The 14086-nt window shown below is 70.2% G+C and carries 16 protein-coding genes and 1 rRNA gene; 10 read left to right on the top strand and 7 right to left on the bottom strand.

Annotated features, from left to right (window positions below):
• Positions 1 to 21: 21 nt before the first annotated feature.
• Positions 22 to 1544, bottom strand: a 16S ribosomal RNA gene (locus AMY39116_RS0332740).
• Positions 1545 to 2010: 466 nt separating this feature from the next.
• On the opposite strand from AMY39116_RS0332740, the gene AMY39116_RS0332735 reads away from it, so the two are divergent.
• Genes AMY39116_RS0332735 through AMY39116_RS0332725 form a run of 3 tightly spaced genes read left to right on the top strand, consistent with a single transcriptional unit; the run spans position 2011 to position 3753 of the window.
• On the top strand, positions 2011 to 2859 hold the full coding sequence (locus AMY39116_RS0332735) for a helix-turn-helix transcriptional regulator (RefSeq protein WP_020421828.1): 849 nt from the start codon (positions 2011 to 2013) through the stop codon (positions 2857 to 2859).
• Complete coding sequence (locus AMY39116_RS0332730) at positions 2844 to 3296, top strand: flavodoxin family protein (protein ID WP_027936427.1); 453 nt, start codon at positions 2844 to 2846, stop codon at positions 3294 to 3296. Before AMY39116_RS0332735 ends, AMY39116_RS0332730 begins: the two co-directional genes overlap by 16 nt.
• Before the next feature lie 58 nt (positions 3297 to 3354).
• Positions 3355 to 3753, top strand: coding sequence for a hypothetical protein (locus tag AMY39116_RS0332725; RefSeq protein ID WP_020421826.1), 399 nt, complete (start codon positions 3355 to 3357; stop codon positions 3751 to 3753).
• Between the two features lie 14 nt (positions 3754 to 3767).
• Here the strand turns inward: AMY39116_RS0332725 and AMY39116_RS0332720 are convergent, their stop codons facing one another.
• A complete protein-coding gene (locus AMY39116_RS0332720) occupies positions 3768 to 4748 on the bottom strand; it encodes an aldo/keto reductase (protein ID WP_020421825.1) in 981 nt (326 codons plus the stop codon).
• Positions 4745 to 5143 (bottom strand): MerR family transcriptional regulator, encoded by a 399-nt coding sequence (locus AMY39116_RS0332715; protein ID WP_020421824.1) that lies wholly within the window; start codon positions 5141 to 5143, stop codon positions 4745 to 4747. The genes AMY39116_RS0332720 and AMY39116_RS0332715 overlap by 4 nt, the downstream gene beginning before the upstream one ends.
• Positions 5144 to 5227: 84 nt before the next feature.
• On the opposite strand from AMY39116_RS0332715, the gene AMY39116_RS0332710 reads away from it, so the two are divergent.
• On the top strand, positions 5228 to 5833 hold the full coding sequence (locus tag AMY39116_RS0332710) for a TetR/AcrR family transcriptional regulator (RefSeq protein ID WP_020421823.1): 606 nt from the start codon (positions 5228 to 5230) through the stop codon (positions 5831 to 5833).
• On the opposite strand, the gene AMY39116_RS0332705 is transcribed toward AMY39116_RS0332710, so the two are convergent.
• Together AMY39116_RS0332705 and upp are read right to left on the bottom strand one after the other, a co-directional pair.
• A complete protein-coding gene (locus AMY39116_RS0332705; protein WP_020421822.1) occupies positions 5794 to 6396 on the bottom strand; it encodes a bifunctional 2-polyprenyl-6-hydroxyphenol methylase/3-demethylubiquinol 3-O-methyltransferase UbiG in 603 nt (200 codons plus the stop codon). The genes AMY39116_RS0332710 and AMY39116_RS0332705 overlap by 40 nt on opposite strands.
• Complete coding sequence (gene upp / locus AMY39116_RS0332700) at positions 6386 to 7009, bottom strand: uracil phosphoribosyltransferase (RefSeq protein ID WP_020421821.1); 624 nt, start codon at positions 7007 to 7009, stop codon at positions 6386 to 6388. The genes AMY39116_RS0332705 and upp overlap by 11 nt, the downstream gene beginning before the upstream one ends.
• A gap of 36 nt (positions 7010 to 7045) precedes the next feature.
• Between upp and AMY39116_RS0332695 the strand changes: the two genes are divergently transcribed.
• From AMY39116_RS0332695 to AMY39116_RS0332675, 5 genes are all read left to right on the top strand, one after another.
• Complete coding sequence (locus tag AMY39116_RS0332695; RefSeq protein WP_027936425.1) at positions 7046 to 7456, top strand: hypothetical protein; 411 nt, start codon at positions 7046 to 7048, stop codon at positions 7454 to 7456.
• A gap of 68 nt (positions 7457 to 7524) precedes the next feature.
• Positions 7525 to 8136 carry a DUF1707 domain-containing protein gene (locus tag AMY39116_RS0332690; protein ID WP_020421819.1) on the top strand — a complete coding sequence of 204 codons (612 nt, stop codon included), beginning with the start codon at positions 7525 to 7527 and terminating at the stop codon, positions 8134 to 8136.
• Positions 8137 to 8202: 66 nt separating this feature from the next.
• Positions 8203 to 9156, top strand: coding sequence for a deoxyribose-phosphate aldolase (gene deoC / locus AMY39116_RS0332685; RefSeq protein WP_020421818.1), 954 nt, complete (start codon positions 8203 to 8205; stop codon positions 9154 to 9156).
• Complete coding sequence (locus AMY39116_RS0332680) at positions 9156 to 10589, top strand: aldehyde dehydrogenase family protein (protein ID WP_020421817.1); 1434 nt, start codon at positions 9156 to 9158, stop codon at positions 10587 to 10589. The genes deoC and AMY39116_RS0332680 overlap by 1 nt, the downstream gene beginning before the upstream one ends.
• On the top strand, positions 10582 to 11442 hold the full coding sequence (locus AMY39116_RS0332675; RefSeq protein WP_027936424.1) for an aldehyde dehydrogenase family protein: 861 nt from the start codon (positions 10582 to 10584) through the stop codon (positions 11440 to 11442). The genes AMY39116_RS0332680 and AMY39116_RS0332675 overlap by 8 nt, the downstream gene beginning before the upstream one ends.
• Before the next feature lie 40 nt (positions 11443 to 11482).
• Here AMY39116_RS0332675 and AMY39116_RS0332670 read toward each other — a convergent pair whose 3' ends face one another.
• Together AMY39116_RS0332670 and AMY39116_RS0332665 are read right to left on the bottom strand one after the other, a co-directional pair.
• Entirely contained in the window at positions 11483 to 12121 is a 639-nt protein-coding gene (locus AMY39116_RS0332670) for a GNAT family N-acetyltransferase (RefSeq protein WP_020421815.1), read from the bottom strand.
• 11 nt (positions 12122 to 12132) lie between these two features.
• Positions 12133 to 12765 (bottom strand): TetR/AcrR family transcriptional regulator, encoded by a 633-nt coding sequence (locus AMY39116_RS0332665; RefSeq protein WP_020421814.1) that lies wholly within the window; start codon positions 12763 to 12765, stop codon positions 12133 to 12135.
• Positions 12766 to 12896: 131 nt separating this feature from the next.
• On the opposite strand from AMY39116_RS0332665, the gene AMY39116_RS0332660 reads away from it, so the two are divergent.
• Entirely contained in the window at positions 12897 to 14081 is a 1185-nt protein-coding gene (locus AMY39116_RS0332660) for a cytochrome P450 (protein WP_020421813.1), read from the top strand.
• Positions 14082 to 14086: the final 5 nt, after the last annotated feature.

Raw genomic sequence — 14086 nt, 5'->3', positions numbered from 1 at the left:
TGGAAGTGAGCTGCTCCTTAGAAAGGAGGTGATCCAGCCGCACCTTCCGGTACGGCTACCTTGTTACGACTTCGTCCCAATCGCCAGTCCCACCTTCGACCACTCCCTCCCCGCAAGCGGGGTTGGGCCATGGGCTTCGGGTGTTACCGACTTTCATGACGTGACGGGCGGTGTGTACAAGGCCCGGGAACGTATTCACCGCAGCGTTGCTGATCTGCGATTACTAGCGACTCCGACTTCACGCAGTCGAGTTGCAGACTGCGATCCGAACTGAGACCGGCTTTAAGGGATTCGCTCCACCTCACGGTATCGCAGCCCTCTGTACCAGCCATTGTAGCATGTGTGAAGCCCTGGACATAAGGGGCATGATGACTTGACGTCATCCCCACCTTCCTCCGAGTTGACCCCGGCAGTCTCCCGCGAGTCCCCGCCATTACGCGCTGGCAACACAGGACAAGGGTTGCGCTCGTTGCGGGACTTAACCCAACATCTCACGACACGAGCTGACGACAGCCATGCACCACCTGCACACCGGCCACAAGGGGGCCGACATCTCTGCCGGTTTCCAGTGCATGTCAAGCCCAGGTAAGGTTCTTCGCGTTGCATCGAATTAATCCACATGCTCCGCCGCTTGTGCGGGCCCCCGTCAATTCCTTTGAGTTTTAGCCTTGCGGCCGTACTCCCCAGGCGGGGCGCTTAATGCGTTAGCTACGGCACGGACAACGTGGAAGTCGCCCACACCTAGCGCCCAACGTTTACAGCGTGGACTACCAGGGTATCTAATCCTGTTCGCTCCCCACGCTTTCGCTCCTCAGCGTCAGTATCGGCCCAGAGACCCGCCTTCGCCACCGGTGTTCCTCCTGATATCTGCGCATTTCACCGCTACACCAGGAATTCCAGTCTCCCCTACCGAACTCAAGCCTGCCCGTATCCACTGCAGGTCCGGAGTTAAGCCCCGGATTTTCACAGCAGACGCGACAAGCCGCCTACGAGCTCTTTACGCCCAATAATTCCGGACAACGCTTGCACCCTACGTATTACCGCGGCTGCTGGCACGTAGTTAGCCGGTGCTTCTTCTCCAGGTACCGTCACTTGCGCTTCGTCCCTGGCGAAAGAGGTTTACAACCCGAAGGCCGTCATCCCTCACGCGGCGTCGCTGCATCAGGCTTCCGCCCATTGTGCAATATTCCCCACTGCTGCCTCCCGTAGGAGTCTGGGCCGTGTCTCAGTCCCAGTGTGGCCGGTCACCCTCTCAGGCCGGCTACCCGTCGTCGCCTTGGTAGGCCACTACCCCACCAACAAGCTGATAGGCCGCGGGCCCATCCTGTACCGCCGAAACTTTCCACCCACCAAGATGCCTTAGCGAGTCATATTCGGTATTAGACCCCGTTTCCAGGGCTTATCCCAAAGTACAGGGCAGGTTACCCACGTGTTACTCACCCGTTCGCCACTCATCCACACCCGAAGGTGCTTCAGCGTTCGACTTGCATGTGTTAAGCACGCCGCCAGCGTTCGTCCTGAGCCAGGATCAAACTCTCCAACAATGCTAGAAAATCGATCCGGCTATACATGATAGCCTCAAAGGAACCCACAAAGGGTTCTAGCTAATCAACTGGCTTTAGCTCATCAATACACTGTTGAGTTCTCAAACAACACGTTTTGTTGTGTCACCCGACGACCCCTCCAGCGCGCGAAGTCTCGCGACTCCAATTTCGCTGTGGTTTCGTCCGGCGGCGGTCACCCACTCTACCACCATCGGTGGGAGCTTGGTTCGTGACCCCCCGCCCGGATCCCGTTCCCTTGGGGCTTTTCTTCCCCGCCGGCCCGGTCTCCCTGGCGACGAAGAGAAGATTACATGCCCCGAAATGGGGCTCGAACAGGGGGGTCCCTTAACGGTAAAAGCGCTGATCAAGTGCCCTTTCGGCCCGGAAAGGCGCCGCGACGGCCCGCCCACGGCGCGATCGGGCGGTTCCCCGGAGGCCGCTCGACCAAGATCCGGACACTGGGGACATGCGAGAACTCGCGGCATTCCTGCGGACCCGGCGCGACCGGTTGCGGCCCGCCGACGTCGGGCTGCCGGCCGGACCGCGAAGGCGCGCGCCCGGCCTGCGACGGGAGGAGGTCGCGAACCTCGCCGGGATCTCGACCGACTACTACACGCGCCTGGAACAGGCCCGCAGTCCGCAGCCACCGCGGGACGTCCTCTCCGGTGTCGCGCGGGCGCTGCGGCTCTCCGACGAAGAACGCGCGCACCTGTTCCACCTCGCCGGCGAGCAGCCCGACCCGGCCGGCCCCTCCGCGGACGTGCCGTCCGGGGTCCGGCACCTCCTGGACCACCTGGACGAGGCGGCAGCGCTGGTCGTCGACGTGAAGTACGAGGTGCTGGCGTGGAACCCCCTGGCCGCCGTCGTCTTCGGCGACCTCGCCGAGTTGTCACCCCGCGAGCGCAACCTCGCGCGCGACCGGTTCCTCCACTCCGGCGGGAGCCGTTACCCGGACCCGGGCGAGCACTTCGCCGTCGAACTCCGCGCGGCCGCCGCTAAGTACCCGGACGACCCGGGGATCCACGAGCTGATCGAGGACCTGCGGGAGGGCAGCGCCGAGTTCCGCGAGCTGTGGTCCCGGCACGACGTGATCGTGCGGCGCAGCCGGACGAAGGTCCTGCGGCACCCGCGGACCGGCGAGTTCGAGGTCGAGTGCGAGGTGCTGCTCGTCCCCGACCGCGACCAGCGGGTCATCCTCTACACCGCCGCGCCCGGCAGCGCCGGCCAGGAGGCGTTGCGGCTGCTCGGCACCCCCGGCGCGCTTGCACCGGCGCACCGGCCACGGCACGCTCCTCAGGCGTGCCCACCTTGCTGATCGTGCACCACACGCCCTCGCCGAACCTCCAGGCCATGTTCGAAGCCGTCGTCGCAGGCGCGACCACCGACGAGATCGAGGGGGTCACCGTCGTGCGGCGGGCGGCTCTCGCGGCCACCGCCACCGACGTGCTCGGCGCGGACGGCTACCTGCTCGGCACCACGGCCAACCTCGGGTACATGTCGGGCGCGCTCAAGCACTTCTTCGACCAGGTCTACTACCCGTGCCTGGACTCGACGCGCGGCCGCCCGTTCGGGTGTTACGTGCACGGCGGCAGTGACGTCTCCGGGACGGTCCGCGGCATCGAGTCCATCACCACCGGTCTCGGGTGGGAGAAGGCGGCGGAGATCGTCACCGTCACCGGTGAACCGTCGAAGGCGGACCTCGAACGGTGCTGGGAGCTGGGCGCGACGGTCGCTGCCGGACTGATGGAATAACCGCGTTACATAACACTGTTACGATAATCGTGGAACGCTCCGGAGGAGGTAGCTCGCGATGATCGTCCTGTCCGGTCCCACCCAGCTGTTCACCGTGATCGCGCTGGTCTCGCTGCCAACGGTGATGTTCGGCGGCTACTCGCTGCTCGGCCTGCTGCGCAAGCGCAAGCTCACCGACGAGCAGCGGGCGTACTTCCGCGCCGGGCACGCGCACGCCGGTGTGCTGCTCGTGCTGGCGCTGATCACCCTGCAACTCGTCGCCGCAGGCGGGCTCGGCTCGGCCGGCCAGTGGGTGGTCTCCGTCCTGCTGCTGATCGGCATCCTCGCGCAGTCCGGCGGGATGTTCCTCAACCTGCTGCCGGACCGGAAGCCGCTCGCACACGGCGTCACCGTCAGCGGCGCCGTGCTGCTCGCCGCCGCGATGATCACGACCGCGGTCGGTGTGGCGGTGGCCTGATCAGGCCACCGGCCTCACTTGCCGACGTTGCGGGCCAGGGCCGCCGGGTAGCGCTCCCCCGCCACGGCCTCCGCGGGAACGGCCGCCTCGATGCTCCGGATGTCCGCTTCGGACAGTTCGAGCGTGGCCGCGGCCACGTTCTCCTCCAGGTACTTGCGGCGCTTGGTGCCCGGGATGGGGACGACGTCCGCGCCCCGGTTCTGCACCCAGGCCAGCGCCAGCTGGCCGGCGGTCACGCCCTTCTCCGCCGCCAGCTTCCGCAGCGCCTCGACGATGCGCAGGTTCCGGTCCAGGTTGCCCTCCGCGAAGCGCGGCAGGTTGCGCCGCATGTCGTCGGACGGCAGTTCGTCCACCTTGGTGATGCTGCCGGTCAGGAACCCGCGGCCGAGCGGCGAGAACGGCACGATCCCGATGCCCAGCTCGCGGCACGTCGGCACCACCTCGTCCTCGATCCCGCGGGTCCACAGGCTCCATTCGCTCTGCAGCGCGGTCACCGGGTGGACGGCGTGCGCCCTGCGGATCGTGTCCGCGGACGCCTCGGAGATGCCGAGGTGGCGGACCTTGCCCTCGGCGACCAGCTCGGACAGCGCGCCCCAGGTCTCCTCGACCGGGACGGCCGGGTCGACCCGATGCTGGTAGTAGAGGTCGATGTGGTCGACGCCGAGGCGGCGCAGCGAATCCTCGGCGCACTGGCGGACGTAGGCGGCGTCACCGCGCACCTGCTGCCCCTCCGCGCCCAGCACGATGCCGAACTTGGTGGCCAGCACGACCTGGTCCCGCTTGCCCGCGATCGCACGGCCGACCAGCTCCTCGTTGGCGCCCGCGCCGTACACGTCCGCGGTGTCCAGCAGCGTCACGCCCAGCTCGAGCGCGCGGTGGATCGTCGCGATGGACTCCGCGTCGTCGTCGCGCACCCCGTAGGCCTGGCTCATGCCCATGCAGCCGAGGCCCTGTGCGCCGACCTCCAGTTCGCCCAGCTTCCTGGTGCCGATCACGCGGAAATCTCCTCCCGGACCACGCCGCCCGGGATGCGGGCGCAGATGCGATCGTAGTTCTCGATCTTGTAGTTCAGGACGTCCATGCAGGCCTGGAGTTCGGCGATCCGCTCGGCGACCGAGCGGCGCTGTTCGAGCAGGATCGCGCGGCGGCGGCCGGCGCTGGCGTCACCGGCGCCGCGCAGCTGGGCGTACTCCCGCATCATCTTGATCGGCATGCCGGTGGTGCGGAGCTTGGTGAGGAACTCCAGCCACGCGAGGTCGTCGTCGGAGTAGGCCCGCCTGCCCGCGGCGTCCCTGGCGGGCGGTTCGAGGAGCTTGATGCGCTCGTAGTAGCGGAGGGTGTCGATCGACAGCCCGCTGCGACGTGCGGCTTCCGCTATCGAGTAGCTCATGCTGCCGACACTACGACCTGGAGTGCACTCCAGGTCAACTCCGAAAGCAGGGGAACGATAACGCTGTCGCGATAACCTGGGGGCATGCCGCGACCCCGGACCCACGACGAAGCACTCCGGCTGAAACTGCTCGACCGGGCCGGCGAACTGCTGTCGGCGGACGGGCCGAAGGCGCTCAGCCTGCGCAAGCTCGCCGCGGACGTGGGCACCTCGACCACCGCGGTGTACTCGCTGTTCGGCGGCAAGCCCGAGCTGGTCAACGCCGTCTACCTGGAGGGGTTCCGGCGGTTCGGGGCGCGGTTGCGGGGCGTCTCGCGCTCCGGCGACCCGGTGGAGGACTTCGTGCGGCTGGGGCTGGCCTACCGGGAGAGCGCGCTGGCCGACCCGCACCTGTACTCGATCATGTTCACCAAGGCCCTGCCCGGGTTCGAGCCCGGCGCGGAGGCGGCGCGGACCGCGCGGGATTCGCTCGCGCCGCTGGTCGACACCGTGCGCGCGGCGATCTCCGCCGGCGCGTTCCGCGCGGTCGCGCCCGAGGTGATCGCGGTCAGCGCGTGGGGCATCGTGCACGGGCTGGTGTCGCTGGAGCTGAACGGGAACCTGCCGCGGGACTTCGACGTGGCGGCCTCCTACGAGACGGCGCTGCGCGCTCACGCGGACGGGTGGCGCTTGACCCAGGTCAGCGAGTAGCGGCGGAGCACGTGGCGCCGGTAGCGCACGCCGGGCAGGAGCCGCCGGGCGGCGTCCCGGACCTCGCGGTAGCTCATCGCCGGTCCGACGGTCGGCATGCCCGCCGGGACGCTCGCGCGGCGCAACACCTTGTTGATCCGCACGACCGGGGTGGCCGCGGTCCAGAGCGCCCAGTCCGCCAAGGTCGCCTCGCGCGCCAGGCCGACGACGACGAGCGTGCCGCCCGGGCGCAGCAGGTCCCGCATGCGGGTCAGCGCCGGCTCGAACTCCATGTGGTGGATGGCGGTGACCGAACAGACGAAGTCGTAGTGCCCGGCGGGGAGGTCCGCGGCGAGGAAGTCGCCCTCGACGAACCGCGGACCGCCGGCCTGTTCGCGGGCGCGGGCGATCATCTCCGGCGAGCTGTCGATCCCGGTGACCCGCTTCGCCCTGCTCATCAGCTTCCGCGCGAGCAGCCCCTCGCCGCAGCCGACGTCCAGCGCCTCCACGCAGCCGTCCGGCACGGCGCGCAGGACCTCCGGATGCCGGGCGACGTTGCTGTTCCAGTACGGGTCAGCGGGCACCGTACTGACGATCACCCGCGTCGCCGAGGCCGGGGACGATGAAGCCGGAGTCGTTGAGCCGTTCGTCGACGCTCGCGGTGACCACGCGGACCGGCAGGCCGCTGTCCTCCAGGTGCTTGATCCCCTCCGGCGCGGCGAGGGCGCAGATCGCGGTGACGTCGGTGGCGCCGCGGCCGGTCAGCAGCCGGATCGTGTACTCCATCGAGCCGCCGGTGGCGAGCATCGGGTCGAGGACGAACACCGGGCGGTCGGACAGGTCGTCGGGCAGCGACTCCATGTACGGGGTCGGCTGGAGGGTCTCCTCGTCGCGCGCCAGGCCGACGAAACCCATCTGCGCCTCGGGGATCAGCTTGTGCGCCTGGTCGGCCATGCCCAGCCCGGCGCGCAGGACGGGCACCAGCAGCGGCGGGTTCGCGAGGCGGTACGCGTCGGTGCGGGCGACTGGCGTGTGGATGCGCTCGGTGCGCACCGGCGCCTCGCGGGTGGCCTCGTAGATCAGCATGACGGTCAGCTCGTGCAGGGCCGCCCGGAAGGCCGCGCTGTCCGTGCGGGCGTCACGCATGGTCGACAGCCTGGCCTTGGCCAGCGGATGATCGACGACAAGCACGTCCATGGAGCGTCACGGTAGCCGACAACGGGGGTGGTCCGGATGCGCACCGTGGTCGCGGTGCTGGGAATCGGCAGCGCGCTGGCCGCGTGCGCCCCGGTCGCGTGTCCCGCGATCGGTTACGCCGCGCCGTCCCGCGTGGTGCTGCCCGCGGTGCCGGACGTGGCGTCGGTGGAACTGCGGTTGTGCCAGTCCGGCACGTGCTCGACGGCGCGGGCGACGCCGGCCGGCGGGGTCGCGGCGCCGGACCTCGGCAGCACGCGCGCGGAGCGGTTCGAGGCCGGCCACGGCGACGTCACCGTCCGGCTGCTGACCGCCGACGGCCGCGAAGCGCTGGGCGCGGGCGGGAGCGTTCCGGTGTACGTCTCGAGCTTCGGTTCCGGGCCGTGCACGCAGCACGTCGCGCACGTGGACGTGATCGTCGGCGCGGACGGAACAGTCTCCGGAAGGTGACCCGGAAACCGCGTGGACCCCGGTAGGCTCGCGCGGTGGAACAGCCTGGGACCCCCGAGCGCCCGCCGATGCGGGCCTCCGACGCGGACCGGGAACGGGTCGCGCAGATCCTGCACAACGCGCTCGCCGAGGGGCGGATCACCGTGCAGGAACTGGAAGAGCGGCTCGACACCGTGTACGCCGCCAAGACGCTCGCCGAACTGGAGCCGCCGGTCGCGGACCTGCCGGGGGTCTCGCCGGCCGCCGTGCAGCCCGCCGCGCCGCGGGCGCTCACCCCGGACAACCGCATCGGCGGGGTGCCCGGCTCGAAGACCTCCGTCGCCGTCATGTCCGGCGTCACCCGCAAGGGCCCGTGGACCGTGCCGCCGGACCACACCAGCGTCGCGTTCTGGGGCGGCGTCGAGATGGACCTGCGCAGCGCCCGGTTCAGCGAACGGCACACCACCATCACCGCCGTCGCGATCATGGGCGGCATCGACATCGTGGTGCCCGACGACATCATCGTCGAGGTCACCGGCGTCGGTTTCATGGGCGCGTTCGAGAGCCAGGACCGCGGCGGCGCGTCCACCGAGCCCCCGCCGCCGGGCGCGCCGGTCGTCAAGGTCACCGGGCTCGCGTTCTGGGGCGCGGTCACGGTCGTGCGCAAACCGCGGAAGGGTCAGGGGCAGATCGAGGGCTGACCACCGGCGGACCGGGGCGCGGAGGATGTGCGGCCACTCCCGCGGTAGCCCAGCTAGCCTGGGCGGGTGAGCGCACCCACCCTGCCGGCCGCTCTCGCCGACGCCATCCGCGACGACGCGAGCCTCCGGCGCTTCCTGCACGGCCTGCCCGGTGTGGACCAGGTCGGGGTCGAAGCCAGGGCCACCGCCCTGGCCACCCGCAGCATCAAGAAGTCCAGCAAGCTCTGGGCCATCGACACCGCGATCTCGATGGTCGACCTGACCACGCTCGAGGGCGCCGACACGCACGGCAAGGTCCGCGCGCTGACCGCGAAGGCCCGCCGCCCTGACCCGGAGCGGCCGGACACGCCGCAGGTCGCCGCGGTGTGCGTGTACCCGGACCTCGTCGCGACGGCCGTCGACGGGCTCAAGGGCACCGGCATCGGCGTCGCGAGCGTCGCCACGGCCTTCCCGTCGGGACGGTCGTCCCGGCAGGTGAAGCTCGCCGACGTGGCGCTGGCCGTGGAGTCCGGCGCCACCGAGGTCGACATGGTGATCGACCGGGGCGCGTTCCTCGAAGGCCGCTACGGCGAGGTGTTCGAGGAGATCCAGGCGATCAAGGCCGCCTGCGGGAACGCGCATCTGAAGGTCATCCTGGAGACCGGCGAGCTGGTCACCTACGACAACGTGCGCCGCGCCTCCTGGCTGGCGCTGCTGGCGGGCGGCGACTTCATCAAGACCTCCACCGGCAAGGTCTCCCCCGCCGCGACGCTGCCCATCACGCACGTGATGCTGCAGGCCGTCCGGGACTGGTTCACCACCACCGGCGAGCTGCGCGGCGTCAAGCCGGCTGGCGGCATCCGCACCACGAAGGACGCGATCAAGTACCTCGTCGCCGTGCACGAGGTCGCGGGCGAGCAGTGGCTCACCCCGGAGCTGTTCCGCTTCGGCGCGTCCAGCCTGCTCAACGACCTGCTGCTGCAGCGGCGCACCCAGCACGACGGCCACTACAGCGGCCCCGACTACGTGGCGGTGGACTGATGCCTGCCTTCGAGTACGCGCCCGCGCCCGAGTCGCGCGAGCTGGCGAACCTCAAGCCGAGCTACCGGCCGTTCATCGACGGCGAGTTCGTCGACGGCGGCGGCGAACCGCTCAAGACCGTCAACCCGGCGACCGAGGAGGTCCTGGCCGAGGTCTCCACGGCGAGCGCCGCCGACATCGACACCGCGGTGAAGGCCGCGCGCAAGGCGTTCGAGAAGACCTGGGGCCCGATGCCGGGCAGCGAGCGCGCGAAGTACCTGTTCCGCATCGCGCGGCTGATCCAGGAACGCTCGCGTGAGCTGGCGGTGCTGGAGACGCTGGACAACGGCAAGCCGATCAAGGAGTCGCGCGACTCGGACCTGCCGCTGGTCGCCGCGCACTTCTTCTACCACGCGGGCTGGGCCGACAAGCTCGACTACGCGGGATACGGGCCGGACCCGAAGCCGCTGGGCGTCGCCGGGCAGATCATCCCGTGGAACTTCCCGCTGCTGATGCTGGCGTGGAAGATCGCGCCCGCGCTGGCCACCGGCAACACCGTGGTGCTCAAGCCGGCCGAGACGACGCCGCTCACCGCGCTGGTGTTCGGCGAGATCTGCCAGCAGGCCGGGCTGCCGCCGGGGGTGGTGAACATCCTGCCGGGCGCCGGCGACGTCGGCGCGCGGCTGGTCGGGCACCCGGGCATCGACAAGATCGCGTTCACCGGGTCGACCGAGGTCGGCAAGCAGATCCAGCGCCAGGTCGCGGGCACGCCCAAGCGGCTCACGCTGGAGCTGGGCGGGAAGGCGGCGAACGTGGTCTTCGACGACGCGCCGCTGGACCAGGCCGTCGAGGGCATCGTCAACGGCATCTTCTTCAACCAGGGCCACGTGTGCTGCGCCGGTTCGCGCCTGCTCGCGCAGGAGTCGGTCGCCGAGGAGCTGCTGGACAAGCTGCGGCACCGCATCACGACGCTGCGGCTGGGCGACCCGCTGGACAAGAACACCGACGTCGGCGCGATCAACTCCGCCGAGCAGCTGACCAAGATCCGCGAGCTTGCCGACTCCGGCGAGGCCGAGGGCGCGCAGCGGTGGACCAGCCCGTGCCCGGTGCCCGACCGCGGGTTCTTCTTCGCGCCCACCGTGTTCTCCGGCGTGCACCAGTCGATGCGGATCGCGCGCGAGGAGATCTTCGGGCCGGTGCTGTCGGTGCTCACCTTCCGCACGCCGGACGAGGCGGTCGCGAAGGCCAACAACACGCCCTACGGGCTGTCCGCCGGGATCTGGAGCGAGAAGGGCTCGCGGATCCTGTGGACGGCGAACCGGCTGCGCGCCGGCGTGGTCTGGGCCAACACGTTCAACCGCTTCGACCCGGCGGCGCCGTTCGGCGGCTACCAGGAGTCGGGCTTCGGCCGCGAGGGTGGCCGCACCGGTCTGGAGGGATACCTGGATGTCTGAGCGGGTGACCGTCGCGAAGACGTACAAGCTGTTCATCGGCGGCAAGTTCCCGCGCTCGGAGTCCGGCCGGGTGTACCCGGTGACCGACAGCAAGGGCAACTTCCTCGCCAACGCCGCGCACGCCTCGCGCAAGGACGTGCGGGACGCGGTGGTGGCCGCGCGCAAGGCGTTCCCCGGCTGGTCGGGCGCGACCGCCTACAACCGCGGGCAGGTGCTGTACCGGGTCGCGGAGGTGCTGGAGGGGCGCCGCGGCCAGTTCGTCGCCGAGGTCGGGGCCGCCGAGGGGCTGTCCGGGCGGCGCGCCGAGGCGGTCGTGGACGCCGCGATCGACCGCTGGGTCTGGTACGCGGGGTGGACGGACAAGGTGGCGAGCGTGCTGGGCGCGGCGAACCCGGTCGCCGGGCCGTACTTCTCGTTCACCGTGCCGGAGCCGACCGGGGTGGTCGGGATCCTCGCGCCGCAGAAGTCGTCGCTGCTCGGGCTGGTGAGCGTGCTGGCGCCGGCGCTGGCGACCGGCTGCACGGCGGTCGTGGTGAGCAGCGCGGAGCGGCCGCTGCCCGCGATCACGCTGTCCGAGGTGCTGGCGACGTCCGACCTGCCCGGCGGGGTGGCGAACATCCTCACGGGGCGCGCCGCGGAGCTCGGCCCGTGGCTGGCCTCGCACGGCGACGTGAACGCGCTGGACCCGACGGGCGCCGAGGACCGCGCGGAACTGGCCCGCGAGGCGGCCGGGACGGTGAAGCGCGTGCTGGCCGTGCCCGCGGAGGAGCCGGACTGGACGCAGCGCCCGGACATCGCCCGGCTGCGGCGCTACCTGGAGGCGAAGACCGTCTGGCACCCGATGGGTGTCTAGGGGCGCGGCCGCGTGGCTGCCGGGCGGTCACGCGGCCGGACTAGCGGTCGCGGTGCCGTCCGCGGGGGCGCCAGTGGCGTCCCCGCGGGCTGGTGGCCGGGAAGTCCGGGTGGATCTCCGCGAACTCGGTGTCCGTGATGCCCATCAGCACCAGGTACTTCACGCCGTCGCGGGACAGCTCGGTGTCGCGGACGCGGCCCTCCTCGCGGAAGCCGAGCCCGGCGTGCATCGACAGCGACGCCACGTTGCCGCCGTAGATGCTGACCTCGCACTTCCGGTAGCCGCGCTCGCCGAACATGAAGCGCAGCAACGTGATCACCGCGTCGCCCGCGTAACCGCACCGCCGGTGCTGCGGCCCGATCCCGATGCCGTAGCTGAACCGGTCCGGCGAATCCGCCTCGGTCGCCGACAGCGAGCCCACCACGAGGCCGCCGCGCAGGGTCTCGATCGCGAAGTGGAAGTCGGCTTCGGCGCGGTGCGCCGCCCAGTGCCGGTACTCCCCGACGCGGCGGGTGTCCGCGGCCTCCCGGTCGAAACCGGCCAGCCTGCGCTGATCGGCAGGCGTGATCACCCGCAGCCGCACCTTCCGCCCGGCGCGCGCAGGCACGCCGGCCCAGACCGTGGCGCGGTAGCGCGCCAGGTCGAGACGGGGCGGAGGCATCACCATCGCGAGCACCATACCGGTACCCGTCAAGAAATCCGGAGGTCCTCACCGGTGATCGGGCGGCCCGGCAACGGGCTGGCGGAACTCGACCGCAGCCCGTCGAGCATGAGGGCCGCGGCACGTTCGAAGGCCAGCAGCGCGGGGTCGTCCACCGCCGGCGGCTGTCGCAGCACCAGCGAAAACAGGATGGCGACGTCGCCGGTCCCGACGTCGGCGCGGACCGATCCCTCGGCCTGCGCCGCCTGCACGATGGCGTCCAGCTCGGCCAGCAGCGCGTCGCGGGAGGCGGCGGTTTCCGGGTCGCGCTTGAGGATTTCCCTCGCCCGCTCGGAAACCAGCGCCAGCTGGACGCTGGCCTGCAGCTGGTGCGACCGCCCGATGACCCGCACCAGCGCGTCGAACGCCGTCGGCTCCTCGGCCGCTGCTTCCCGTGCGTCGGCGAGTACCTGCGCGAAGCTCTCCCGCGCGACGGCCCGGATGAGGGCCTCCCGGTCGGGGAAGCGCCGGTAGAGCGTGCCGACGCCGACTCCGGCGGCGCGCGCGATCTCCTCCATCGGCACGTCCGGGCCCGCTGCGGCGAACACCTGGCGGGCGGCGGCGACGATCTGGTCGCGGTTGCGCTGGGCGTCCGCGCGCAGCCGCGTTTCCGAAGCCGTCATGTCGTTCCTCTCCGTCACCCCCGCGAGATTCTCTCACCCGAACGTAGGTGGACGAAAAACTTCCACATCAGTACGTTGGCGGTAAGTGGACGACATCCTTCCACATTTTGTCCGGATTGGGGTGCAACACCGTGACCGCTCAGCTTCCCGCCACACTGCCCATCACCCGCGGCTGCCCGTACGCGCCGCCGGATGAGCACCGCCGACTGCGGGACGAGGCGCCGATCCAGCGGGTGACGCTGCCCAGCGGTGAGACGGCCTGGGCGATCACCCGGCACGAGGACATCCGGGCGATGCTGACCGACCCGCGGTTCAGCTCCGACCGGCGCAACCCGAACTTCCCGCTGCTGATCAAGGGACAGCGGATCAACACCGGCTTCCGCGCGTCGCTGATCGGGATGGACCCGCCGGAACACGGCCCGGCGCGGCGCAAGGTGGTCGGCGAGTTCACGGTGCGGCGGATGGAGGCGCTGCGCCCGCGCATCCAGGAGATCGTCGACCAGCACATCGACGCGATGCTCGCCGGCCCCAAGCCGGCCGACCTGGTGAAAGCGCTCTCCCTGCCGGTGCCGTCACTGGTCATCTGCGAGCAGCTCGGCGTCCCGTACGCCGACCACGAGTTCTTCCAGCTGCACTCGTCCCGCCTGCTCAGCCGGGTCACGCCGCCTGAGGAGCGCAAAGCGTCGATCGACGCGCTGCGCGACTACCTGGGCGAGCTGATCGAGCGGAAGGCGCAGGAACCGGCCGACGACCTGCTGAGCCGCCAGCTCGACAAGCAGGACGACCGCGAAGAGCTGGTCAGTCTGGCGTTCCTGCTGCTCGTCGCCGGGCACGAGACCACGGCGAACATGATCTCGCTGGGCACCATGGCGTTCCTGGAGCGCCCGGAGGACATCCGGAAGATCCAGGAGGACCCGTCGAAGACGCTGCCCGCGGTCGAGGAACTGCTGCGGTACTTCACGATCGCGGAGTTCGCGGTGTCCCGTGTGGCGGTGGAGGACGTCGAGCTCGGCGGGGTGCTCATCAAGGCAGGCGAGGGCGTGGTGCCGCTGAGCAACCTCGCGAACCGCGACCCAGACGCGTTCGACCACCCCGAGGAGCTGGACATCGAGCGCGGCGCGCGACACCACCTCGCGTTCGGTTTCGGCGCGCACCAGTGCCTCGGCCAGAACCTCGCGCGGATGGAGCTGCAGATCGTGTTCGACACGCTGTTCCGGCGGATCCCCGGCCTGCGGCCCGCCGTGCCGCTGGACTCCCTGCCGTTCAAGGACGACGCGAGCGTCTACGGTATTCACGAGTTCCCGGTGACCTGGTAGGAGGA

This window comes from Amycolatopsis sp. ATCC 39116 (assembly GCF_000231075.2).
GTDB lineage: Bacteria > Actinomycetota > Actinomycetes > Mycobacteriales > Pseudonocardiaceae > Amycolatopsis_E > Amycolatopsis_E tucumanensis.
Note: the sequence above shows the minus strand (reverse complement) of the source record. Positions and strands in the feature narration are given on the sequence as shown.